Annotated in this window: 18 protein-coding genes; 10 read left to right on the top strand and 8 right to left on the bottom strand. The window is 44.8% G+C overall.

From position 1 onward, the window contains the following. Positions 1-53: 53 nt before the first annotated feature. The 4 genes from glpK to mltC all read left to right on the top strand — a co-directional run bounded on the left by glpK (position 54) and on the right by mltC (position 5,580). On the top strand, positions 54-1,571 hold the full coding sequence (gene glpK, locus OH463_RS13910) for a glycerol kinase GlpK (RefSeq protein WP_005450894.1): 1,518 nt from the start codon (positions 54-56) through the stop codon (positions 1,569-1,571). 190 nt (positions 1,572-1,761) lie between these two features. Continuing rightward, the gene (locus OH463_RS13905; protein WP_005450892.1) at positions 1,762-2,553 is read left to right on the top strand and encodes a DeoR/GlpR family transcriptional regulator; all 792 of its coding nucleotides are present in this window, start codon (positions 1,762-1,764) and stop codon (positions 2,551-2,553) included. A 179-nt stretch (positions 2,554-2,732) separates the two neighbouring features. Continuing rightward, complete coding sequence (gene glpD, locus OH463_RS13900) at positions 2,733-4,292, top strand: glycerol-3-phosphate dehydrogenase (RefSeq protein WP_005450890.1); 1,560 nt, start codon at positions 2,733-2,735, stop codon at positions 4,290-4,292. A 175-nt stretch (positions 4,293-4,467) separates the two neighbouring features. Then, positions 4,468-5,580 carry a membrane-bound lytic murein transglycosylase MltC gene (mltC, locus tag OH463_RS13895; protein WP_017189193.1) on the top strand — a complete coding sequence of 371 codons (1,113 nt, stop codon included), beginning with the start codon at positions 4,468-4,470 and terminating at the stop codon, positions 5,578-5,580. 318 nt (positions 5,581-5,898) lie between these two features. Here mltC and OH463_RS13890 read toward each other — a convergent pair whose 3' ends face one another. After that, positions 5,899-7,083, bottom strand: a complete 1,185-nt coding sequence (locus OH463_RS13890; protein WP_114320528.1) for an NnrS family protein — start codon at positions 7,081-7,083, stop codon at positions 5,899-5,901. A 249-nt stretch (positions 7,084-7,332) separates the two neighbouring features. On the opposite strand from OH463_RS13890, the gene OH463_RS13885 reads away from it, so the two are divergent. Further along, positions 7,333-7,884, top strand: a complete 552-nt coding sequence (locus OH463_RS13885) for a gamma-glutamylcyclotransferase family protein (RefSeq protein WP_005450884.1) — start codon at positions 7,333-7,335, stop codon at positions 7,882-7,884. A 38-nt stretch (positions 7,885-7,922) separates the two neighbouring features. On the opposite strand, the gene OH463_RS13880 is transcribed toward OH463_RS13885, so the two are convergent. From OH463_RS13880 to OH463_RS13870, 3 genes are all read right to left on the bottom strand, one after another. Continuing rightward, the gene (locus OH463_RS13880; RefSeq protein ID WP_269991500.1) at positions 7,923-8,537 is read right to left on the bottom strand and encodes an outer membrane beta-barrel protein; all 615 of its coding nucleotides are present in this window, start codon (positions 8,535-8,537) and stop codon (positions 7,923-7,925) included. A 143-nt stretch (positions 8,538-8,680) separates the two neighbouring features. Then, entirely contained in the window at positions 8,681-9,013 is a 333-nt protein-coding gene (locus tag OH463_RS13875; protein WP_009698684.1) for a tRNA-binding protein, read from the bottom strand. Positions 9,014-9,133: 120 nt separating this feature from the next. Continuing rightward, complete coding sequence (locus OH463_RS13870) at positions 9,134-10,903, bottom strand: SgrR family transcriptional regulator (RefSeq protein WP_269991499.1); 1,770 nt, start codon at positions 10,901-10,903, stop codon at positions 9,134-9,136. A gap of 370 nt (positions 10,904-11,273) precedes the next feature. On the opposite strand from OH463_RS13870, the gene ptsG reads away from it, so the two are divergent. Further along, positions 11,274-12,683: a PTS glucose transporter subunit IIBC gene (ptsG, locus tag OH463_RS13865; RefSeq protein ID WP_269991498.1), complete on the top strand. Its 1,410-nt coding sequence runs from the start codon at positions 11,274-11,276 to the stop codon at positions 12,681-12,683. A 266-nt stretch (positions 12,684-12,949) separates the two neighbouring features. Then, positions 12,950-13,948, top strand: a complete 999-nt coding sequence (locus OH463_RS13860; RefSeq protein WP_101960267.1) for a substrate-binding domain-containing protein — start codon at positions 12,950-12,952, stop codon at positions 13,946-13,948. Positions 13,949-14,092: 144 nt separating this feature from the next. On the opposite strand, the gene galM is transcribed toward OH463_RS13860, so the two are convergent. The 4 genes from galM to galE form a co-directional block, all read right to left on the bottom strand. Beyond that, positions 14,093-15,151, bottom strand: a complete 1,059-nt coding sequence (gene galM / locus OH463_RS13855; RefSeq protein WP_101960266.1) for a galactose-1-epimerase — start codon at positions 15,149-15,151, stop codon at positions 14,093-14,095. A 29-nt stretch (positions 15,152-15,180) separates the two neighbouring features. After that, complete coding sequence (gene galK, locus OH463_RS13850) at positions 15,181-16,341, bottom strand: galactokinase (protein ID WP_009701722.1); 1,161 nt, start codon at positions 16,339-16,341, stop codon at positions 15,181-15,183. A gap of 159 nt (positions 16,342-16,500) precedes the next feature. Then, complete coding sequence (locus OH463_RS13845) at positions 16,501-17,604, bottom strand: UDP-glucose--hexose-1-phosphate uridylyltransferase (protein WP_269991497.1); 1,104 nt, start codon at positions 17,602-17,604, stop codon at positions 16,501-16,503. A 150-nt stretch (positions 17,605-17,754) separates the two neighbouring features. After that, positions 17,755-18,774 (bottom strand): UDP-glucose 4-epimerase GalE, encoded by a 1,020-nt coding sequence (gene galE / locus OH463_RS13840; RefSeq protein WP_050921731.1) that lies wholly within the window; start codon positions 18,772-18,774, stop codon positions 17,755-17,757. Positions 18,775-19,230: 456 nt separating this feature from the next. On the opposite strand from galE, the gene mrdA reads away from it, so the two are divergent. The 3 genes from mrdA to ebgR all read left to right on the top strand — a co-directional run bounded on the left by mrdA (position 19,231) and on the right by ebgR (position 24,619). Then, complete coding sequence (gene mrdA, locus OH463_RS13835) at positions 19,231-21,135, top strand: penicillin-binding protein 2 (protein WP_188014863.1); 1,905 nt, start codon at positions 19,231-19,233, stop codon at positions 21,133-21,135. A 370-nt stretch (positions 21,136-21,505) separates the two neighbouring features. Next, positions 21,506-23,398: an enterotoxin gene (locus tag OH463_RS13830; RefSeq protein WP_017817716.1), complete on the top strand. Its 1,893-nt coding sequence runs from the start codon at positions 21,506-21,508 to the stop codon at positions 23,396-23,398. A gap of 234 nt (positions 23,399-23,632) precedes the next feature. After that, a complete protein-coding gene (ebgR, locus tag OH463_RS13825) occupies positions 23,633-24,619 on the top strand; it encodes a transcriptional regulator EbgR (RefSeq protein ID WP_187992729.1) in 987 nt (328 codons plus the stop codon). Positions 24,620-24,654 lie beyond the last annotated feature (35 nt).

The raw sequence follows: 24,654 nt of genomic DNA, 5'->3' as shown, positions 1-24,654 counted from the left end.
ACCAATTCGAACATTTACTAAAATATAAATAACGAAACAAAAGGATTCTTACCATGACTGAGCAAAAATACATTGTTGCCCTAGACCAAGGCACGACAAGCTCTCGTGCTGTCATTCTGGATCATGACGCGAATATCGTAAGCGTCGCTCAGCGAGAATTTACTCAGATTTATCCAGAGGCTGGTTGGGTTGAACATGACCCAATGGAAATCTGGGCAACTCAAAGCTCTACCTTGGTTGAAGCACTTGCGAAAACCGGCATCCGTAGCGACCAACTTGCAGGTATCGGTATTACCAACCAACGTGAAACGACGATTGTATGGAACAAAGAAACAGGCAAACCGGTTTACAACGCGATCGTATGGCAATGCCGCCGCACTGCCGATATTTGTGAAGAATTAAAAGCGCGCGGACTAGAAGATTACGTTCGCGACAATACAGGTCTGGTTCTAGACCCTTACTTCTCGGGTACAAAAGTGAAGTGGATTCTAGATAACGTTGAAGGCGCACGTGAAGATGCTGAAGCAGGCAAGCTGCTATTCGGTACTGTTGATACCTGGTTGGTTTGGAAGATGACACAAGGTCGCGTTCACGTAACCGACTACACCAATGCTTCTCGTACCATGCTGTTCAACATTAATGACCTATGCTGGGATCAAAAAATGCTGGATGAGATGGGCATCCCTGCATCCATGATGCCTGAAGTAAAACGCTCATCAGAAATCTACGGTCAAACCAACATTGGTGGTAAAGGTGGTACTCGTATCCCAATTGCAGGCATTGCAGGTGACCAACAAGCCGCTCTTTACGGTCAGATGTGTGTTGAAGCTGGTCAAGCGAAGAACACCTACGGCACAGGTTGTTTCTTGTTGATGAATACGGGTCAAGAGAAGGTAACATCGAAAAATGGTCTGTTGACCACGCTAGCATGCGGTCCAAAGGGTGAGCCAGCTTACGCCCTTGAGGGTGCGGTATTCATGGGTGGCGCTTCAATTCAATGGCTACGTGATGAAATGAAGATTCTGGCTGGTGCCGAAGATTCAGAATACTTTGCGACCAAAGTTGATACTTCAAATGGTGTTTACGTGGTTCCTGCGTTTACTGGTCTGGGCGCACCATATTGGGATGCTTACGCTCGCGGTACGATTGTCGGTCTAACTCGTGGTGTAAACTCTAACCATATTATCCGTGCAACTTTGGAAGGTATCGCTTACCAAACTCGTGATGTGCTGGATGCAATGCAAGCAGACTCGGGCATCAAGCTCGCGAACCTTCGTGTAGATGGCGGCGCAGTGGCGAACAACTTCTTAATGCAGTTCCAGTCTGATGTTCTTAATACCGAAGTTCACCGTCCTCAAGTAACTGAAGTGACCGCTTTGGGTGCAGCATACCTAGCCGGTCTAGCGGTTGGTTTCTGGAATAGCATTGATGAGCTGCAAGACAAAGCAGTGCTCGATCGCACATTCGAACCACACGATGATGAAGAAAAACGTAACCGTCGTTACAAAGGTTGGAAGCGCGCAGTCAAGTGTGCTCAAACTTGGTCTGAGCTTCACGACGAAGACGATTAATTTCTGATAAACGATTAGTTTCCCCCTGATTAATCGTAAAGAGCGCCGACTTGGCGCTCTTTTTTTGCGTTCGATCGCGGATTCCCTATTCCCACGACTTCTCACAATGCGCTAATTCGAGCACAATAGAGCGAGTTTCTATATTCGAATTTGAAGCATTGGCGATTACCAGTGCACAAGGGAGTGCTAAGTGAAGCAAATACCAAGACACCAACAGATTGTTGAGTTGGTGAAAAAACAAGGCTACGTCAGCACGGATGAGCTGGTAGAAAAATTTAATGTCAGTCCTCAAACCATCCGTCGCGACTTAAACGACCTTGCTGATGAAAACAAGATTCGACGCTACCACGGTGGTGCTACCATTCCTCTCAGTTCAGAGAACACGTCATATAACACGCGTAAAGCGCTTAACTTCAATGAAAAAGATGTCATTGCGGAAGAACTAGTAAAACACATTCCAGATGGCGCAACCTTGTTTATTGATATTGGTACCACGCCAGAAGCTGTCGCTCGAGCGCTCAATAAAAACCACAAACAACTTCGCGTGGTGACCAATAACATTAATGTTGCCACCATTCTTTTACCAAACCCAGAAATCAAAGTTATTTTGGCGGGCGGTGAAGTTCGCAACCGTGACGGCGGTATTGTCGGTGAAGCGACGCTCGATTTCGTCAAACAATTCCGCCTCGATTTCGGCATTTTAGGCATCAGTGGTATCGATTTTGATGGCTCACTACTGGACTTTGATTATCATGAAGTTCGCGTTAAACAGGCAATTATTGATAACAGCCGCAGTGTGTTCCTTGCAGTTGACCATTCGAAATTTGGTCGCAATGCTATGGTGAAACTGGGCAATATCGCGCAATTGAACATGGTATTCACCAACAAACAACCACCAGAAGAGATTCTTGCGATTCTAAAAGATGCCTCGGTTCCCCTTGAAGTGGTTGATACACAAATAGAAAGATCTGAGAACGAATAGCAAATTACCTCTCTTTCTATACGAATAAATGACCTCTGTCTTAATTAGGCAGAGGTTTTTTTGTGCCCAAATCACACAAAACGCTCATAAACGAAAATAAATAATGACCACAAACGAAACCTAAGCTAGGATAAACTCATGTTCTAAAATGCTCGTTCGCTCACCAAGAGGTCAAATTTATGAGTATCCAACAAAATGCTTCCACGACTAACGCATCCCCTACTTTAGACCTGATCGTGATCGGTGGCGGCATTAACGGGGCTGGTATTGCTGCAGATGCTGCTGGTCGTGGTTTAAGCGTCGGTTTGTACGAAGCGAATGACTTCGCATCGGCAACCTCTTCTGCAAGTTCAAAACTGATCCACGGCGGATTACGTTACCTTGAACACTATGAATTTCGTTTAGTTTCGGAAGCGCTCGCTGAACGTGAAGTGATCTTACGTAAAGCACCACATGTGGCTCTACCAATGCGCTTCCGTTTACCTCATCGCCCATTTTTACGCCCAGCTTGGATGATCCGCTGTGGTTTGTTCCTTTACGATAACTTGGGTAAACGAACCACACTGCCAGGCAGCAAAACTGTCAACCTAGCAAAATCAGGTCTTTTGAAACCTGAAATGAAAACCGGTTTCGAATACTCAGATTGTTGGGTAGACGATGCGCGCTTAGTCTTACTTAACGTTCTGGCTGCAAAAGAGAATAACGCAGAAGTTCGCAACTACTGCCGCGTAGAAAAAGCACACCGTGAAGGCGGCATTTGGCATGTCACTATTCATGACGTCACCACAGACCAACGTTTCGAACGTAAAGCGAAAGCTCTGGTTAACGCTGCTGGTCCATGGGTGAAACAGTTCTTTGATGAAGGATTAGAGCAAACCTCCCCTCGCAACATTCGTTTGATCAAAGGCTCGCACATCGTTGTTCCTCGTATCCACAACGAGCCGCAAGCCTACATCCTACAAAACAAAGATAACCGCATCGTATTTATGATCCCTTACTTAGATAAGTTCTCGATCATTGGTACCACAGATGTGGAATACAAAGGCGATCCGCGTGAAGTCGCGATCTCCGAAGATGAAGTCGATTACTTGATCGATATCGTTAACCAACACTTTGTCCACCAGCTAAGCCGCGAAGATGTGGTATGGACTTACAGTGGTGTACGCCCACTGTGTGATGATGAGTCTGACTCACCGCAAGCGATCACACGTGACTACACACTAGAGTTGGATGCTGAATACGACCACGCACCTTTACTTTCAGTGTTCGGCGGCAAGCTCACGACATACCGTAAGCTTGGCGAAGCGGCAATGAAGAAACTTGCACCTTACCTACCTGAAATGGGTAAAGACTGGACGGCAAACCAAACTCTTCCTGGTGGTAACTTCAGTTGCAGCCGTGAGCAACTTGCGAAGATGATTCATGCGAAATACTCGTGGGCATCAGAAGCAATGTTGCTGCGCTACGTGACTCAGTTTGGTACACAAACTTGGGATCTGATGGAAGGCACTAACAGCGTAGAAGATCTTGGTCACTGCTTCTCAGAGCAAGCAAGTGGCGTATATCAACGTGAAATTGATTACTTGATGAATCACGAAATGGCGCTAACCGATGAAGACATCTTATGGCGTCGTACAAAACTTGGCTTATACATGAACGAAGAGGAGAAAATCGCACTGGCAGAATATCTAAAAGAGAAGCTGCAACAAAAGGTCGTTAGCCTCTCACAAGTAAGTTAAATTGGACTCTCCTAATACAAAGCCTGCACCCCGCAGGCTTTTTTTTGGAGCTAAATTCTAATATCAACACCTTCTATCGAAAGCACAAAAAGTTTTAATTTCAGACAATTAACACTCTTACTTATTATTTTCTTCAGTCGGCAATTGCCCTCACCTCTAATTAAATCGGTATCCGATGAAGAAATCGCTATTCCTGAGCTTACTTCTCCTCAGTGGTTGCTCTGTTGCTCCTGAAGAAACACCACCTTGCGCATGTGATGACTACGTACCTCCCTATGTAAAGCCGCCAAGTGCATCTAACCAAGAGAATATCCAACAGTTACTGGCTTACATTGCGCAAAAAGCCAAAGATCGCTGGGGTGAAGATGAGTTCGTCGAAGCGGGAAAACACCGCTACGTGAAATACCTTGATGGTTATAACACCCGCGCTCATATCGACTTCGAAGCGGGAAAAATCTACGTTTCGACAATTTCCCAATACCAGCCAACGGAAAAGCTACAAAAAGCGATTGTACAGACACTACTCATGCCTGCCGATCCAGCACATGCGGAGTTGTTTAGTGACAAGGAAGCGGTATTACGTGGTAAGCCTTTTTTATTGGGGCAAGTTCTCGATCACGATGGAAAACCGATTGAATGGGAATGGCGCGCCAATCGTTACGCAGACTACCTACTCGACAACAAACTGCAAAAAAAAGCCATCAAACACGGCAGTGCTTACTATGTCGAAATCAACATGGTGAAAGATCATCTAGAACAACGCGAATACCAGTACGCTGGCTTGATACGTGACGCTGCAAAACGATATGGTTTATCAGAAGATCTGATTTTTGCCGTGATCAAAACCGAAAGTAGTTTTAACCCTTATGCGGTTTCTCATGCTGGCGCTTACGGCTTGATGCAAGTGATCCCAAAAACAGCGGGTGCGGATGTGTTTAATTTAGTAAAAAACAAACCAGGTATTCCGACCAAAGAATACTTATTCGATCCTGCCAATAACATTGATACTGGTGCAGCGTATTTCTATATATTGAAAAACCGCTATCTACGAGACGTGAAACATCCAACCTCGAAGCACTTTAGTATGATTTCCGCCTACAACGGCGGCACTGGTGGTGTGCTTTCGACGTTTGATAGCGACCGTAAGCGTGCAATGAATGAACTTAACAGCCTCAACCCAACTCAAGTTTATGATGCATTAACCACTCAACACCCAAAAGGGGAAGCGAGACGCTATCTACAGAAAGTTCTTTATTTCCAGAAAGACTTCAGCCAAGGGAATATCTAATTTTACCTAGCCACAAAACGAAAAACGCCGCTTAGTTCCACGGAGGTATAGAACTAAGCGGCCATGTAATTACACGAAAGACACCTATGGGTCTAAAACGTCAATTGGCTAGTTAATCACTCATATTCATACGAGCAATAACAGATACAGAGTATCGAACTCCGCCTTTTCTGGCACGAGCAAAACTCAGATTAGAATTCAACGTTTTTCACATTCTTAATAATTTCCTTACTATTAATGGGTTATTTGCTGAAGCAACATCAAACAAAAAAGGCTTAGCATCTCGCCAAGCCCTTCTTCACTTTCATTTTTCTTCGATTATCCCGGATGACCATCCACACGCGGAGTTATCAACATCACACCAAAACGCCACACAAACATACCAAATGCAAGAATCCATAATGCTGCGCTGATATCAATCCAAAAGAACATCTGTGAAGGAGCAAATATCACACCTAAGCTTCTCGCTAACGCCGCAGCAATCACCGCCGCAAACGCGATACTCATGTTCGGACCTTTGTAAATCATACGTCCAGTGTGCCCCATGGTGACACGAGTAATCATTGCTAGGATTAAGCCACCTAGCGCACCAATCGCAAACAAATGAATCAAGTTGTGGTTGGCAAACGCGTTATCCCAGCTGCCACGTAGGATAAGACTTAAAGGCAGACACAAATAAGCCGCATGTAAAGACCAAACAAGTGGCTCGCTCAGAGTCAACCAAGGTTTCCAGCGTAAGAATCGAACCAATTGGGTGATACCAGCAAACAACATCAGCGGCTTCCCAAGTTCAGCAAACGTCACAGGGAAGAAACTCAGTACAAACAACATGACCAATGGTAGGTTGGCGAGCCAATCTAGCCACATCAGCGGTTGAGCTTTTTCAAAGTTGAAACGACGTGCAGTAAAGAAAGGGATTACTCGCCCACCCATGACAGAAAGCAGTAAAGTGAACCACCACAGCATTGCTTGCCACACAGCAGAAGAGGTAAATGGAGGCATACCTTTCACCGTGGCATAACTGGCAAAGTTCGCAAAGATTGCAAGTAAGAATAACGGAACAAAAAATAGGTTACGCCACCCTTTAGCACGATAAACTCGTATGCCGACCTCATACGCTACAAACAGTAAAAACAGCGCTTCAACACTGCTGGTTAACCAAAGTGGTGCAGGCGTCCAAAGTAGAACTCGAGGAGCAAGCCATAACAAAAACAAGGCTAGCAAAGTGTAGTGCTTCGTTCCATTGATCCCCGTCCAGTTTTGTACCGCAGTCAGAACGAACCCCACCACAATCGCCATAGAGAAACCAAACAGCATTTCATGTACATGCCACCACAAAGCCGGAACACTCAACGCGCTAGGCTGCCCTGTTTGAAACATCCATACCCACAACGCAATCGCGATGATGGCGTAAATAGAGCCAAACAGGAAAAACGGTCTAAACCCAAGTCGCAGCCATGCGGGGATTTTTTCTTCCACTTTTTTATCGGTGATATTCAGCATTGTGATGCCCTTACGTACCAATTCGTACTGTCGAAAAACTTAACGTCAGCGATCTTAACACAAACATGCATAAAAAATACATGTTATAAGATCAGACTATCCTTTAGAGGTAAAACATTGCGCCTGATGCCGTGGAGGCATTTCCTCCCAAGAACGTAAAAATGCTGGGCTCAGTAAGAATGACTTAGATATCATATTTAGGTATAACGGATAGAACGGAATTCGTCGAAGTAAAAGGGAACAATCACGATGTATATATTTGGCTACGGCAGCTTAATCAATTCGGCCTCACGTGAGCTTACAGGGCAAACGGGGGAAGCAATTCCCGTTATTGCCCATGGGTTAGTGCGCTATTGGGGCAAAGTCGACGACAGCTATATCTTGTCACCGCTGGTTGTGAATGAAGGCGAAGGGCAAGTGAACGGTGTGCTGCTCGAAGTAGACCACCAAGCGCTGACTGAATTTGACCGCCGCGAACGTGGCTATCATCGTATTCAAATTCGTCCTGAACAAATCGAAACTGACATCAGCTTTAATCCAGATCATGAGATTTGGGTTTACGTGAAAAGCGATCCCCTTCCACCCTGCACGCTCAGCCCAATCATGCAAAGTTATGTAGATACTGTTTTAGCAGGATGCTTGGAAGTCTCTCACGCGTTTGCTGAACACTTTGTTCGCCATACTATAGGTTGGCAACACGCCAAAGAGAATGACCGCCACCAGCCCAAGTATGGCAACCTTGCGGGTGTGCAAGATCATCATTATGAATTAATAGATAACCTGATCAAAAAGGGAGCCTAGTGGCTCCCTTCCATTATTCATATTCGACAAATATCTGATTAGAATTTGTAGTCTAGACCTACGTAAAAGCCATCAAAATCAAAATCTAAATCACCGCCATTTTCAACATCAATCGTGACTGAAGACGCACGGTAACCACCAGAAACAATCAGACCAGAAGCAAATTCATAACCTGCTTCAGCACCGTAGTTGAAACCAATATCGCTACCATCTGTTGATATTGAGCTAGAAGATGCAGTTGGAACATCCAACTTCAGGTCAACACCCATCACGCCCAAGCCAGCCACAGCGCCTAAGTAGAAACCTGTGCCTGTGAAGTAGTATTTAGGTTTCGCATTAAGATTCGCAGCGTAACCTTCAACTTCAATGCTCGCATTGTGCGCAGTGCCAAACTGATCGATGAAGTGTCCGTTCTCTTTAAAGCTGCCAAAGTGAATAAACTCACCCTCAAAAGCTAATACAAACTGCTGAGAGAGCGCCATCTCTTTACCAACAGCGATACCAAAGCCTGTTGAAGACGATGAATCAATGTTCAACTCTGTATCGATCTCAGTGTTATGAATATCCGCACCAATATACCAACCACTATTTGCTTGAACCGACGCTGAAGCAACCACTGCACCTAAAGCCAATAAAGGCAAAACCTTTTTCATTATAATTTCCTATATTTTCATACTGTTAAACAGTTTTAAATCAAGAAAATTATAAATAAAGGTGAATATGAATCAACTTACTCATTTATAAAATGAGACATAAACCATAAGCATTTGTTATATAAATAAATTTAACTTACAGCTTAAACAATTCGCACGCCTGATGGCATTGCGCGTTCCGGTGTCAGTAATACGCTTTCCGACTCATCATCAGTTTCAGCGCACAGCAGCATACACTCAGAGGTTTCACCACGCATCTTAGCTTTTGCTAGATTACACAGCACTACCACTTGTTTACCCATTAACTCTTCTTCTGTGTAGTACGGTACAAGGCTCGTGACCGTTTGCAGGGTTTTCTCACCGACATCGATCTGCACAATGTACAGCTTGTCTGCATTCTCGTGGCGCGCCACCTCAATAATTTTTCCAGTGCGAATTTCTAACTTTGCAAAGTCTGAGTAAGCGATCGTTTCCATTAATTAAAACTCCAGTAAAATTTTACTAAAACAAGTTCAACATTAACAGTTAAGGCTTTAAATACAAGAGGTGAAGATCGCATTTTGATGCGTAAAGGTCGTATGAATTGCAAATATCCTTTACCAAATATCACTCAGTTTCGGCCATCCCCACGCCGTAATCTCAACACCTTTGAAAATATCTTGAAAGCTTAGTGTTTGTTGATGGTGAAGCATTGGGCTAACCAAGCCTTCGTATATAAGGACGGAGCCTAACTGTTCTAATTGATTCAAGTATTCACTAGGAGAAAAGCGCGCACGGATCTGGTTAATTTCGGTGATCAACCACTCTCTCACTTCAGCGCCAATCGACGCATGTAAAACCGGGTCACTGAGGAAATATAAAAGCGCAGATACTTGACGGTTATCATCTAGGTTAAAGCTGCCAAATACGATCTCTTCATCAAAGCTTTCACTCAACGCTTTTTCAATATACGCCTCAAATGAGTAAACAATTATATGCACCTCAATCCCCTCTTTGACCAATATCTCTTGAGTGGCTTTTGCACAACGTTGCAAACCAAGATGGGAATAACAGGCGATGCGAATAGAATCGGGCGGCACCACCTTATGACTTTTGATGTGTTTTACGTTATGCCAGAAAGGGAAAAAATTGTGTGCAACTTCGGCTCCAAACGTTGTCTTGCTCTGCTCAAGCTGCTGCCAAATCTTGTTCCCATTGAGTTTGTCACTTAACCAACGGCGTTGAGAATAGGAGAGGTTTGAGTTGTGCTGATTGAAAAGCATAATTAAACACCCTTCCTCAATACGAGCTCGAGAACGGGTATGCTCTTTATCTATGCTGAATTGATTAAAGTCGTCATTATGGTTGGTGATAATTTTCTTCGAATATTGTTCAGTCTCAGAGAGCTCACGCGTGGTGTTTTCAGAAACCGCATGAACACTATTCAACGACCAGATCGTCACTTTGTCTGTCAACGAACGAAACGCATGAAAACGCTCATTCGCAACCAGAGTTAATTTACTATCGGTGTGAGATTCTAAAGAGAAAATCCCGCATCCAACAATATCCGGCGAATGCTTGTTCAATTGCTCTGGTGGTTGCAGAGAATATTTCAAATCACTAAGGAGAGCAGCAAAACCTTTATCAGGACGGCTAAGTTCTATCGATAAACGATAAGGGGACTCGACAATGATGTTTTCAAGGTGATCGAGTTCATTCTTATAATACGAGCGAGCCTTCAGTTGGCTTAGCAACTGTGAAATAACGACGGCATCGACTTTGACGCCCGAATGAAAACAGACGGACGGACGAAGATAAAAAGTCCACGTTCGCCACGCCTCATCCGCCTCCCAATAATGGGCAATATTGGTGACAACTTCCCCTTTTGAGTTCATATCGACCAAACAGGCATGAATTTGACGAATTAAAAATCGCTCGCTATTTCGGTGGGGAGTTGCAGGGGTTAAAGGCGCAAATGTACGATTGTAAGTCAGTTGAACGTTCACTCTTCCTTCGGTGATTTGAGCGCCAGAGGTTTGCTTTAACAGTTGCTCGAACACGGCTTGATCATAATCGAGGAACTCTAAAGCTCGGTCGTATTTTGTCTCTTGAATCCATTCCAACGCGATGGCGCATTTCACCTCTGCTCGATCAAACTTACGGATCAAGGTTGAGCGCTGGTTTCGCCCTACTCTTGGTATCCACGCTATCCAGTTAAGCTCATTCATTTGCTTAAGAATCGTCCGAGCATGTCTTGAACCTGTAAACATCTTCTCTGCTATGTCGGCTAACGTCACAGCGTGCTCTTCTCGCAATTCAAATGTTTCCAAACGTTCGTAGTATCGAAATAGATTAATACTCTCCAAAACAGGCTCTCCAAAGTTCATTTCCTATTCCTTATATTAGCTACAACCCCGCTCTTTCAAGTAAAAAGGTCTAAAAACTTAAATATCAGGAACCAAGAAAACAAAAAATACTCTGTTTTTTCATGCCTTATTTTTAATCAAAATACTCTCAGATTCTGACGCAGTCCTATGGTTGAGTGATTGAAAAATGCCGTTTCAAATTATAAAAGCACCTCGTTCTTTCACTCGAACACGTTATTTATAAAGCTTTAGCGATAGCAACCTGTTTTATGTTTATGCTCCAAACCCCCGCAAACCATAATCGCGATGCTATCGCTAATCCCCTCGCTTCCCACAGTTTGTTCATGACTGCGCCCACCAAGATTTTCATATAACACGTTGGAGTATATTTATGTTTGCTAACTTTTTTGCCAACCTTTCTAAGGTCGGTAAGGCGCTCATGTTGCCAATTGCCTCGATGCCGGCAGCGGGTATTCTTTTAGGTATTGGCTCGGCACAATTTGGTTTTATTCCCCCCGTCGTATCTGAATTGATGGCGGAAGCTGGCGGTGCAGTGTTTGGCAACCTACCGCTTATTTTTGCGCTTGGTGTTGCTATCTCATTTACCAACAACGACGGCGTTGGTGCGGTTGCCGCAGGTATTGGCTACTACGTATTAGTCGCGACTTTAAAAGTCATGGCAGGCGTACTGGGAATGGATCACATCGACACTGGCGTACTCGGCGGTATCATCTCTGGTGCGGTTGGTGCGTATATGTTTAATCGCTTCTACACCATTAAGATGCCAGCTTATTTGGCCTTCTTTGCTGGTAAGCGATTTGTCCCAATCGTAACGTCATTTTCTATGTTGTTCTTAGGCATCGCTATTGCCTTTGTTTGGCAACCTATCGGTGCAGGCATTGATTGGTTCGGCACGTGGGCAACAGAACAAAATCCGTTAGTCGCATTCTGGGCTTACGGCACTGCTGAGCGAGCGTTGATTCCATTTGGTCTGCACCATGTCATCAACGTGATTATTCAGCTACAAGCTGGGGAGTTTGTGAATGCAGCAGGTCAAGTGTTCCACGGTGAAATCCCTCGTTTCTTCGCCGGCGATCCGAATGCAGGCAACTTGGCAGGTGGTTACTTATTTAAGATGTTTGGTCTGCCTGCTGCTGCGATTGCAATTGGTCGAGCTGCGAAGCCAGAGAACCGTACCAAAGTTATGGGCATCATGATCTCAGCGGCACTGACGTCATTCCTAACTGGTATCACTGAACCTATCGAATTTGCGTTCTTGTTCATCTCACCAGTGCTTTACGTGATTCATGCGATCATTGCAGGTCTGGCTTACCCGCTGTGTATTATGTTGGGTGTCAAACATGGTTACAGCTTTAGTGCTGGTCTGATCGACTACGTGACCTTCTTTGGTATTTCCACCAAAGGTTGGATGATCATCCCATTAGGCTTGGCATACGCAGCGCTCTACTACATCGTATTCACTTGGTTTATTAAGACGTTCGATTTGAAAACACCTGGACGTGAAGAGCAAGATAGCAGCGAAGCCATCAATGACACGAGCTCAGAATTTGCCAGTGAACTAGTCAGTGCATTTGGTGGCAAGCAAAACATCTTAAGCACGGATGCTTGCATCACTCGTTTGCGAATCCAAGTTACAGATCAAGACAAAGTCGACGAAGCAAAACTGAAAGCACTTGGCGCAGCAGGCGTCGTACGAGTCGGCACTGGGGTACAAGCTATCTTCGGCGGAAACAGCGATGTGTACAAAACCCAAATGGTTGACTGGATGAACAATAACTAGTGCCCCAAATGCCATTATCTATGGTCTACATGTTAAAAACATAAACGACAAATCGCGGTGATCTCTAATGACCGCGATTTTTGTTTTCTCACTATAAAAGGATTCAAACCTTTCTTGCATAAGATAACGTTTACACATCATATATCTCTAATAAATTCATAGAGTAATGAGCCATTAGTTGCAATATAAATAGGTACCAATTGCACTTATTACACAATGGGTGTTTAATACTCCGGTTAACGTTTTTAGCCAACGAAAGGTTCCTCATGGCAACAATCAAGGATGTCGCGAAAGAAGCGGGGGTGTCAGTCGCTACCGTTTCTCGTGTGATCAACAAATCACCCAAGGCAAGCCAAACTTCTATCGATGCAGTGACTAAAGCGATGAGCAAACTTGGCTATCGCCCTAACGCGGCAGCACGAGCACTCGTCAGTCAAAGTACCAATACGATGGGCGTGCTGGTGAGTGATGTCTCAGACCCCTTCTTTGGCACCATGGTCAAATCGGTTGATAACGTCGCAAGAGAAAATGGTAAACACATTCTAATTGGCAATGGTTATCACAATCCAGAAGATGAACGACAAGCGTTAGAGCTGCTGATTAATAGCCGCTGTGAGGCGATTGTGATCCACTCTAAAGGCTTATCAGATGAAGAATTGATTGGCTATGCCAAAGAAGTAAAAGGGATGGTATTGATCAACCGCCACATTCCTGAGTTAGCAGAGCGTTGTATCTCTCTCGATAACCGTAAAGGTGCGTACCTCGCAACAGAATATTTACTTCGTCATGGGCATACCAAGATAGCTTGTATCGCTTCTTCACATGACATTGAAGATACCGATGAGCGCTTGCAAGGTTACCAAGCTGCGCTGAAAGACCACAAGATTGAACTGTCGAAAAGTTACGTTGAATATGGTGAACCAAACAGTGATGGTGGTGAAATAGCAATGACCAACTTACTGACTAAATCACTCGAAATCACCGGTGTCGTGGCTTACAACGATTACATGGCAGCCGGGGCACTTGCCGTATTAGATCAAAACGGAATCAGCGTACCAGAGAAAATCTCTATGGTCGGTTTTGACGATGGTTTAATTGCTCGCTTCGTCAATCCAAGTTTGACGACAATTCGTTACCCAATCGAAATGATGGCAGAACGCGCTGCTCGACTAGCGTTGGCATTATCACGAGATGAACAAGTGGAAGAAGACACGATCATCTTCAGCCCAACCTTAGTTCGTCGCAACTCGGTTGACCGCCTCTAACTCTGCACCCAATCTAAAATACGAAATAAAAAAGCTCTGCTACAGAAGTACCAGAGCTTTTTTGTTTTTAGTTCAACTAAGCTTTTGACCTACTGTAGGCAAAAAGCTCATGGCAACCCAAAAGGCTAAAAATCAATACCTTAACTAAAAAGCAAAGTGAAACGTGGTACTGAATCGATACGCTTGCTCAGGTTCAAGAATACAACTTGGTTGCCCCCACTCAGCATGGTTCGGTGAATCTGGCAAAAACTGAGTTTCTAACGCCAAGCCCGCGTAGTCTTGGTATTCCCCACCGCGACGGTTTGGTGCACCCGCTAACCAGTTACCCGTATACAATTGCATGGCAGGCTTATTGGTCACGACAGACATATGCACTTTTCCATCCGGAGAAACCACCCGCGCAACGGGTTTTGAAACGTCGCGATGAGCATCAAATAGATAGCTGTGATCATAACCTTTCGCTGCAATCTGCTGCTCATCTTGTAAGAAATGCTCCGATACTGGCTTTTCATTTCTAAAATCAAAGCCTGTTCCTTTCACATCTTGCAATGCGCCCAAAGGAATACCGACGTCATTAGTTGGTAGATATTGATCTGCTGCGATGGTTAAACGGTGAGAACGGCAATCCAAATCGGCTTCCGCACCAAGCAAATTAAAGTAAGCGTGGTTGGTTAAGTTCACTGGTGTTGCTTTGTCTGTCTTTGCGAAATACGCAATGCTCACTTGGTTGTCATCAGTCAGGGTATACGTCACATGGACTTCGAGGTTCCCTGGAAAACCTTGATCACCATCTTCAGACAACAAAGAAAACGTCACTTGCTGTTCGGACTGAGACTCAATGTTCCAGCGACGCTTATCAAACCCTTCCTCACCACCGTGTAAGCAATTTCCCGCTTGGTTAGTGGAGACTTGAAATGCTTCGCCATTAACCTCAAAAAGCCCATTGGCGATGCGGTTTGCGTAGCGACCAACAGTGACACCCATATAACACTGTTGATGCATGAAACTCCCCATCGTCCCCACTCCGAGAAGCACTTCGCGCAACTCCCCATTCGCCAAAGGTAAACGACAACTCAGCCATGTCGCGCCAATATCCATAAAGGAAACGCTCATGCCTGTGTTATTTTTCAGTTCGATCACTTTGGCAGGCTCGCCATCAAAAGCAGCCTGCTGTGTCATCGTGATGGTTAATGGCTCGGTCATCTCTCGCTCCTACTAAAGCTGCGGTGCGCTTAAAGCACTTCGACTAAGCTAGCGCCATTTTTCGCTTGGCACACGTAGATAGATTCTTTCAACCCTGTTGCTGCTTGGTATTTAGCTTCAACGGTTGCTTTCACGTCATCCACTAATGCAGGCGGTACAAGAGCGACAATACAACCGCCAAAGCCTCCGCCAGTCATGCGTACACCGCCTTGCTCACCGATGACCTCTTTCACCATCTCAACCAATGTATCGATTTCTTTTACTGTGATTTCAAAATCATCACGCATTGAAGCATGAGACTCTGCCATCAACTCACCCATGCGCTTCATGTCGTGTGCGCGAAGAGCTTGTGCGGCTTCGACCGTGCGATCGTTTTCTGTGATCACGTGGCGAGCACGTTTTGCCACCATTTCATCCAGCTCAGACACTTTCTGGTTAAACTGCTCAATGCTCACATCACGGAGTGCTTTTACGCCGAAGATGCGCGCCGCTTCTTCACATTGCTCACGACGAGTGTTGTATTCGCTGTCTACCAAGCCACGTTTTTTGTTCGAGTTGATGATCACCACTGCCATGTCTTCTGGCATCGATACTGCTTCGGTTTCTAGGCTACGGCAGTCCAATAACATCGCGTGATTTTCACGACCTTCTGCCGAAATCATTTGGTCCATGATGCCGCAGTTACAGCCGACAAATTCGTTCTCTGCTTGCTGACCGTTCAGTGCAATTTCCGCTTGGCTGATTTCTAGATTGAACAGCACTTTAAACGTTTGACCAATCACCACTTCCAATGCTGCCGATGAGCTCAAGCCCGCACCTTGAGGCACATTGCCGCTCACTGAGATATCCGCACCAGAAAATTGGTAACCGCGTGCGAGAAGATACTTCACCACACCGCGAATGTAGTTGGCCCACATTTTGTCTTGTTGGAAAGTAATCTCTTGAGTGATATCGAACTCATCAACTGCGTTGCCGTAGTCCACAGATACCACGCGCACTAGGTTGTCTTCACGTTTTGCTGCTGCCACAACCGTTTGGTAGTTGATCGCACATGGCAATACAAAACCATCGTTGTAATCAGTGTGTTCACCAATCAGGTTGACACGACCAGGTGCTTGAATAATGTGGCTTGGAGCGTAACCCAGCACTTGTTCAAAAGAGGTTTTAACGTTTTGGATTAAATCAGACATAGTAAAATCTCAGCATAAAATTTTTGTGTGAATTCTCGACAGCTTTCATATCTCGCAATCAGAAACGACATATTTGATTGTCTAACATTTGTCACTCCGGGCGAGCCCTAGCGAGCATCCGGAATCTACGTTCAGCGCACTCTGATGGTAGATTCCGTATCACGCTCGTTCCTCGCTATACGGAATGACATCTTTCGTATTTATCTTTAAGGTCTGTTCTTTGTAATGCACATCGCTTAGGTCACGTAGGCGCTGTGCTGCTTGCTCTGCGGTTAAGTCGCGTTGGTTTTCTGCCAACATTTCATAACCCACCATGAACTTACGCACTGTTGCGCTACGCAGTAGCGGCGGGTAGAACAAGGCATGCAGTTGCCAATGATCGATATCAGTACCTTCTTCAAAGAATGGCGCGTAATGCCAACCCATTGAGTAAGGGAAAGAACATTGGAATAGGTTGTCGTAACGGCTGGTTAGCTTTTTGATTGCAACCGCAAGGTCATCACGCTGCTCATCGGTTAGCTCACTCATTCGACGAATGTGCGTTTTAGGAAGTAGCATGGTTTCGAATGGCCACGCAGCCCAGTAAGGGACAACAGCAATCCAGTGCTCAGTCTCAACCACAGTACGTGAGCCATCTTTGAGTTCAGCTTGCACGTAATCCACCAGCAAGTTACTGCCATGTTCTTGGTAGTACGCTTTTAAGTTGTGCTCTTTACGCTCAATTTCATTTGGTAAGAAGCTATTCGCCCAGATTTGACCGTGTGGATGAGGTTGAGAACATCCCATCGCTTCGCCTTTGTTCTCAAATGCTTGCACCCACACGTAGTCTTTGCCAAGCTCTTCGATTTGCTCATTCCAGGTGTCAATCACGCCACGAATTTTGTCGACTGGTAGTTCCGGTAGCGTTTTGCTGTGATCGGGAGAGAAGCAAATCACTCGGCTCAACCCGCGCACGCCTTGAGTCTTGAACAAAGGGCTGTCTGACTCAGGTGCATCTGGAGAATCCACCATCAACGCAGCAAAGTCATTCTTAAATACGTAGGTGCCTTGGTAATCTGGGTTTACATCTCCAGAAATGCGCTCGTTCGTTGGACATAGGAAACACTTCTCATCGTAACTAGGCAGTTGATCGATAGACGGTTTCTCATCGGCACCACTCCAAGGGCGTTTTGCACGATGCGGTGACACTAAAATCCACTGACCCGTTAGTGGGTTGTAGCGACGATGTGGGTGATCCACTGGGTTAAATTCAACATTCGACATCTTACTTACTCAACTTTTAAAATTTCTTTCATCTGCATTCCCCAATGAAATTGGAGTTGCTGCTAGGCGGTAAGCTTTCCAATATCCATGAGCATAGGTTTTCTATGTGATTGGAATTGGAAAGTACATGCGACAACGCTGCAGCATCAATTACGCAGGGGAATAGCCTTGCGGGTTATTTGACTGCCATTTCCACGTGTCCGCCGTCATTTCAGTAACGCTGCGAGTCGCTTTCCAGCCAAGATCTCGCTCTGCTTTTTCAGTACTTGCCCAACATTCTGCAATGTCACCAGGACGGCGAGGACACAGCTCGTAAGGCACTGGCTTACCGCAAGCCAACGCGAACGCTTCCACCATATCAAGCACGCTAGAGCCTTTTCCCGTACCTAAGTTGTAAATGTGCAAACCGGCTTTATCACCGACCGATTTCAGCGCTGCGATATGACCGTCCGCTAAGTCCATCACGTGGATGTAATCACGAACGCCCGTGCCGTCTGGTGTTGGGTAGTCATTGCCGAATACCGACAGTTTTTCACGGCGACCGACTGCGACTTGTGCAATGAACGGCATGAGGTTGTTTGGAATACCTTGAGGGTCCTCACCCATGGTGCCGGATGGATGTGCACCCACTGGGTTGAAATAGCGCAGTAAAGTAATGCTCCAATCGTTTTCTGCGTTGAACAGATCACTTAAGCACTCTTCCACCATGTACTTGCTACGACCGTATGGGTTGGTGGTTGCGCCCGTTGGCGAGTCTTCTGTAATAGGTACAATGTCAGGGTCGCCGTACACCGTCGCGGATGAACTGAAGACAATGCTTTTCACCCCAGCTTTGCGCATACTGCGTGCCAAAACGAGCGAGCCATTCACGTTGTTATCGTAGTACTCCAACGGCTTCGCAACGGATTCTCCAACGGCTTTTAGACCAGCGAAGTGAATCACGGCTTGGATATCATGCTCAGCAAAAACCGAGTCTAAAAAGGCTTCATCACGAATATCACCTTGATGGAAGACGGGTTGTTTACCTGTCAGCGCTTCAATACGACTAAGCACTTCTACTTTGGCGTTACACAAGTTATCGACAATGATTGGCTCCATACCTGCTTCAATCATCTGTACGCATGTGTGGCTACCGATGTACCCCATACCGCCTGTGATAAGAACTTTCACTTTTGCTTCCCCATTGTTGCTGCTCATGCTTGGTAACGATTTGAGCCTATTAACCAAGCAAATTCGCTGATCGCTTAACTGGTTAAAAGTCTACCAACCAAAACCGATCCAGATCCGTGATCAAACTCAAACTTGTGTAAACGTTTCCACAAAATTACACAACACATAAAACTTAATAAGATTAAAGCAAATTTATTCATTTAAGGAATCAAAACAAAAAAATCCTAGACAAAATGTATAAACGTTTACATCTTCACGGCAACATTAAAAGGTGACGCGCAACGCAAGAAAGATCAGGCTTCGCTTTAGATCCCTGACATTGCTCTTACAAAACAAGGAGCAAAGCTCGTTACAGTAGCTCCGCCCCAAATGTAACCATTTGTAACAAGACTAAAATCCATGTCTTCTCTTTTATTGGGGCACATTGAGCACAAAGACCAAACCTAAAGGGCATCCATGCTACGCAAGCGAAACGAATTCCGAGACCACAATCAGGAAGTAAGATTGTTTAAAAACCGCGCCATCGTTGCTTTTATCGGCATGGTTATTTTGTTGGGAGGACTAGTTGCTAACCTTTATAACTTGCAGGTTAATCACTTCAAAGATTACCAAACTCGCTCGAACGACAACCGAATCAAGATCCTGCCAATAGCCCCTACCCGTGGTCTTATATATGACCGAAATGGCGTTTTGTTGGCTGAGAACCGTCCTGTTTATAACTTAGATATGATCCCAGAACAGGCGGGCGATCCAGATGCATTAATTGAAAAACTGCGTCACTATATTGATATCACCCCAGATCAAGTCGAATCCTTTAAAAAGCGTTACAAGCACACTCGCCGCTTTCGTTCTGTCACGATCATGAACGAACTGAATGACAAGCAAGTGGCGCGCTTTTCTGTTCATCAGCACGAGTTTAACGGCGTCTTTGTTACCGCAGATCTCAAACGTTACTACCCTTACGGCGAAGAACTGACCCATGTTTTGGGTTACGTTTCTCACATCAACGATCGAGACTTGCGTCGATTGGATGAAGAAGGCAAAGCACAGAATTATCAGGCAACGCAAAACATCGGCAAGTTAGGTGTTGAACGTTATTACGAAGACATCCTCCACGGCACCAAAGGCTACGAGGAAGTAGAGGTAAACAGTCGCGGTCGCGTGATTCGTACGATCAAATATGTGCCGCCAGTTCCCGGAAAAGACATCGTATTGAATCTGGATATTGAGCTACAAGAGTATGTCTACAAACAACTCAACCATCGCCAAGGCAGCGCAGTCGTGCTCGATCCACGCGACAATAGCGTATTAGCCATGGCATCAAGTCCGAGTTATGACCCAAACCCTTTTGTTAACGGCATATCTAGCAAAGCCTACCGTGCCTTACTCAATGATCCAGCTCACCCACTTGTAAACCGTACAACGCTTGGCGTTTACCCTCCTGCTTCTACGGTAAAACCTTTTATGGCTGTCGCTGGGCTTGAAGAACACGTCATCACACCAAGTACCGTGCGCAACGATCACGGCCTCTGGCGTATTCCTGGCTCTAAACCAAATTCAAAAGCATGGCGAGATTGGAAACGTTGGGGTCACGGCAACGTGGATGTCACCAAGGCAATTGAAGAATCGGTTGATTCCTTCTTTTATCAGACCGCATTTGACCTTGGGATTGACCGCATTTCGAAATGGATGAATAAATTTGGCTTTGGCTTGCCAACGGGCATCGATATTTACGAAGAAAGCAGCGCAAACATGCCGACACGAGAATGGAAAATCGCACGTCATCGCACCCCTTGGTATCAAGGTGATACGGTGCCTATCGGTATTGGGCAAGGTTATTGGACAGCAACACCAATGCAGATAGCCAAAGCAACATCATTCCTCATTAATCATGGCGAAATGAAAGCGCCACACCTTCTCAAAGCCGTGATTGAACATGGGGAAGACTTCGAAAACCAAGTCGATGTTAAACCAAAAGTGCTGCCTTCTATCGAAGGAGTACCAGAGAAGTTCTGGGATATTCCAATCAACGCCATGCGTTTGGTAAATAATGGGGCTCATGGTTCTGGTCGCCGTGCATTTAGAGGCGCAGAGTACAGCAGTGGCGGTAAGTCAGGGACTGCGCAGGTATTTGGCCTGCGCAAAGACGAAGTCTACAACTCCAAAAAACTCGCAAACCACCTACTCGACCACGCATTGTTTACCGCGTTTGCACCATACGATAAACCCAAATACGTGGCGACCGTGGTTATCGAGCACGGTAATGGTGGCTCTAAAGTGGGCGCGCCGTTCATTCGAAATGTGTTTGATCACTTGCTTGTCCATCACGACAAAGACGACAGCAATAAGGTGAAGTCTTAAATACGCCAGAACAACACCCAATAAACAAAGCCTGAGTGGATGTCCTAGCCACTTGGGCTTTTGTTTGTTTTCCAGCACAACCCCACCCACCTAAATTCTATAAAATACAAAAAATGTGAGATAAATCAGAAGCGAATAACAACGAGAAGAACATCACTATCAATAACCACCCTTTCGTTTGCTAAAACGAAATCATCAATAGCTCACCCCTCATCACTAAGAAAATAAAGTTTTTGGATTTCACTCTTTTTAAATCGAAAGACAATTTGCGCAAATTGGAAAAGCAGAAGATTTGTGACAGCAAGCTCAACGAAAACAGGGATGGTGATTTCAAATGTAAGAGCAATAAATAATCAGTAAGGGAAAATCGATGAACTACAAGACTTTGAAAGCTAGTGGGTTGGCGGTTATAGTCTCGGCAGCTTACATAGGGAATGCGTACTCAATGGAAATAGCCAATGATGCAATGGCAATAACATTTGATAATAACTCAGGTGTCGTGTCATTGATCAATAATAATACGGATGAACAAATCACCCCAACTGAACTTTTCTTCATTACTCTACCGAATGAAACAACACTTCATACCAAAGATTTTAAGTTGGAAAAGTACAAGAAAGATGGTGACAGCATCAATCTCACTTTTGTTCGCAATGATTTTGAAGTGGATGTCACTTTGAACGTAATCAAACAACGATATGTGAGTGTTGATTACAAAATCAAAGCTGTTGGTAACGATCGCAAGATCAAAAAAATCACTTTCTTGCCAACCAAAAAACAAACGCAAGCGCCTTATGTTGACGGTAGCATTAACAGCTCACCAATTATCGCGGATACGTTCTTCATGCTGCCGCGTAAACCGATTGTAAATACCTATGCTTACGAAACGAAAACCAACCTCAATATTGATATTGTCACTCCAATAAGCACAAACGCCCCATTAAAATATACAACTTATATCGGTACGTTTAGCGAAGTCAGTCAATTAAGACGCGACTTCAACAAGTTCATTGAAGCAATGCGACCACGTCCCTACAAACCATATTTACATTACAATTCATGGATGGATATTGGCTTTTTCACTCCTTATACAGAAAGTGACATTAAAGGACGAATGAAAGAGATTTATCATGAGTTGGTGGAAAAACGCGGCGTAGTTCTTGATGGGTTCTTACTTGATGACGGCTGGGATGACTTAACAGGAAACTGGGATTTTGGCTCAGCATTTGCTGATGGGTTTGGGAGCGTAAAAGAGCTAGCCGATTCAATGAATACTAGTGTGGGTTTGTGGCTTTCCCCTTGGGGAGGCTATAACAAGCCACGTGACATTCGCGTTTCACATGCAAAGGAAAATGGTTTCGAAACGGTGGATGGCAAGTTTGCTCTCTCAGGTCCGGTGTACTTCAAAAACTTCAATGACAAAATCACCAATCTGATTAAAAACGAACATATTTCATCGTTTAAACTTGATGGAATGGGCAACGCAACATCTCACTTAAAAGGCAGTCAATTTGCTTCCGATTTTGATGCGTCAGTTCAGTTGATCGAGAACATGCACAAGGCCAATGATAAAGTATTTATCAACCTAACGACCGGGACCAACGCAAGCCCATCATGGTTATTCTTCGCTGACTCCATTTGGCGCCAAGGTGATGATATCAACCTTTATGGTGATGGCTCTCCAACACAACAGTGGGTCACTTACCGAGACGCTGAAACATATCGTTCGATTGTCCGTAAAGGTCCATTATTCCCGATGAGTTCGATAATGCTTCACGGTATTGTCAGCGCCAAAAACGCTTATTATGGACTTGAGAAAGTACAATCCGATCAAGATTTTGCCGATCAAGTATGGTCATATTTTGCAACTGGCACACAACTACAAGAAATGTATATTACGCCAGATATGCTCAATTCAACTAAATGGGACACTCTTGCAAAAGCAGCTAAATGGGCAAGAGAGAACGCCGATGTTTTAGTGGATTCACATTGGATTGGTGGCAATCCAACTAACTTAGCGGTGTATGGTTTTGCGTCATGGAATGAAAACAAAGCCGTAATTTCGTTGCGTAACCCATCGGATAAACCACAAAAATATTACTTGGATCTCAATCGTGATTTTGAATTGCCTACAGGCGCAAATGGGCAGTTCAAGCTAAAAATGGCTTACGGTGAAAACAACACAATTCCATCTCACTACACCGACCCAGTAGTTATAACCCTGCAGCCACTACAAACTTTAGTCATCAACGCGAATAAATAACCAGTAACCAAAGAAAAGGCACTGTTATGGTGCCTTTGTTCGCTTTTTCTCAGACCTTAATACCATCAAATACGATAGAGCAACGAGTGCTTAACGTATTCTTCCGGCAGATAACTTCACTTCCCCGATCGCACAGTTTTACTAAAAGTTTGTGCATCCATAAGTAGCTGTTTACAATGGTGGGATTATTGCTTTTCTCACTGGGACAGTGAGCTTTGCCTACGGGAAGTGCACATGGCAACACTAAAAGATATCGCTACTGAAGCTGGCGTCTCACTCGCGACCGTATCGCGCGTGTTAAATGATGATCCGACTTTGAGCGTAAAAGAAGAAACCAAACACCGCATCTTAGAAATCGCAGAAAAGCTGGAATACCGCACCAGCAGTTCCAAAAAAGCCACCAAAGAGGCAAGACAAAAACACCACTTCTTAGCCTTGTATAACTACAAGCAAGAAGCCGAGGTGAATGACCCTTATTACTTGTCGATTCGTCACGGGATTGAAACCCAGTGTGACAAATTGGGCATTACGCTAACCAATTGCTACGACAGCATCATCGATGTAGAAACGCAAAAGATCACCGGTATCCTTCTGGTCGGTAAAACTGACAGCGCCGTGATTCGTAAATTGCCTAAACGTCTTACTGACAGCATTTGCTATATCGACTTCTCTGACAGCGATAGCACATACGACTGTGTTGATATCGATCTTGCGCGAATCAGTAAACAAGTGGTCGACTTCTTTGTTGAACAAGGCTACGCACGGATTGGTTTTATTGGTGGTCAAGATGAACCAAACACTGCAGACATTCGTGAAAATGCATTTGTAGAATACGGCAGCTTAAAAGGCGTGGTGTCAGAAGACGATATTTATCGCGGCGACTTCTCTAGCTTATCTGGTTACGATTTAGCAAAAGCCATGTTAGCAAAAGGCGATTTTCCTAAAGCGCTCTTTATCGCTTCAGACTCAATTGCAATTGGTGTTTTACGCGCGATTCATGAATTCGGTTTGAACATTCCACAAGACATTGCCCTAATCAGCGTCAATGACATTCCAACCGCCCGATTTACCTTCCCACCACTCTCAACTGTGCGCATTCATTCTGAGATGATGGGTATTCAAGGGGTAAATTTATTAGTAGAAAAATACCGCGACGGTCGCGCACTGCCTCTACAAGTGCATGTGCCGAGCAAATTAAAACTCCGCGGCACCACTCAGTAATTCCCTTCACATTATCAAATTTATAAAGCACTGAA

It is taken from the genome of Vibrio sp. NFR, from assembly GCF_027587095.1.
GTDB classification, from domain to species: domain Bacteria; phylum Pseudomonadota; class Gammaproteobacteria; order Enterobacterales; family Vibrionaceae; genus Vibrio; species Vibrio harveyi.
Note: the sequence above shows the minus strand (reverse complement) of the source record. Positions and strands in the feature narration are given on the sequence as shown.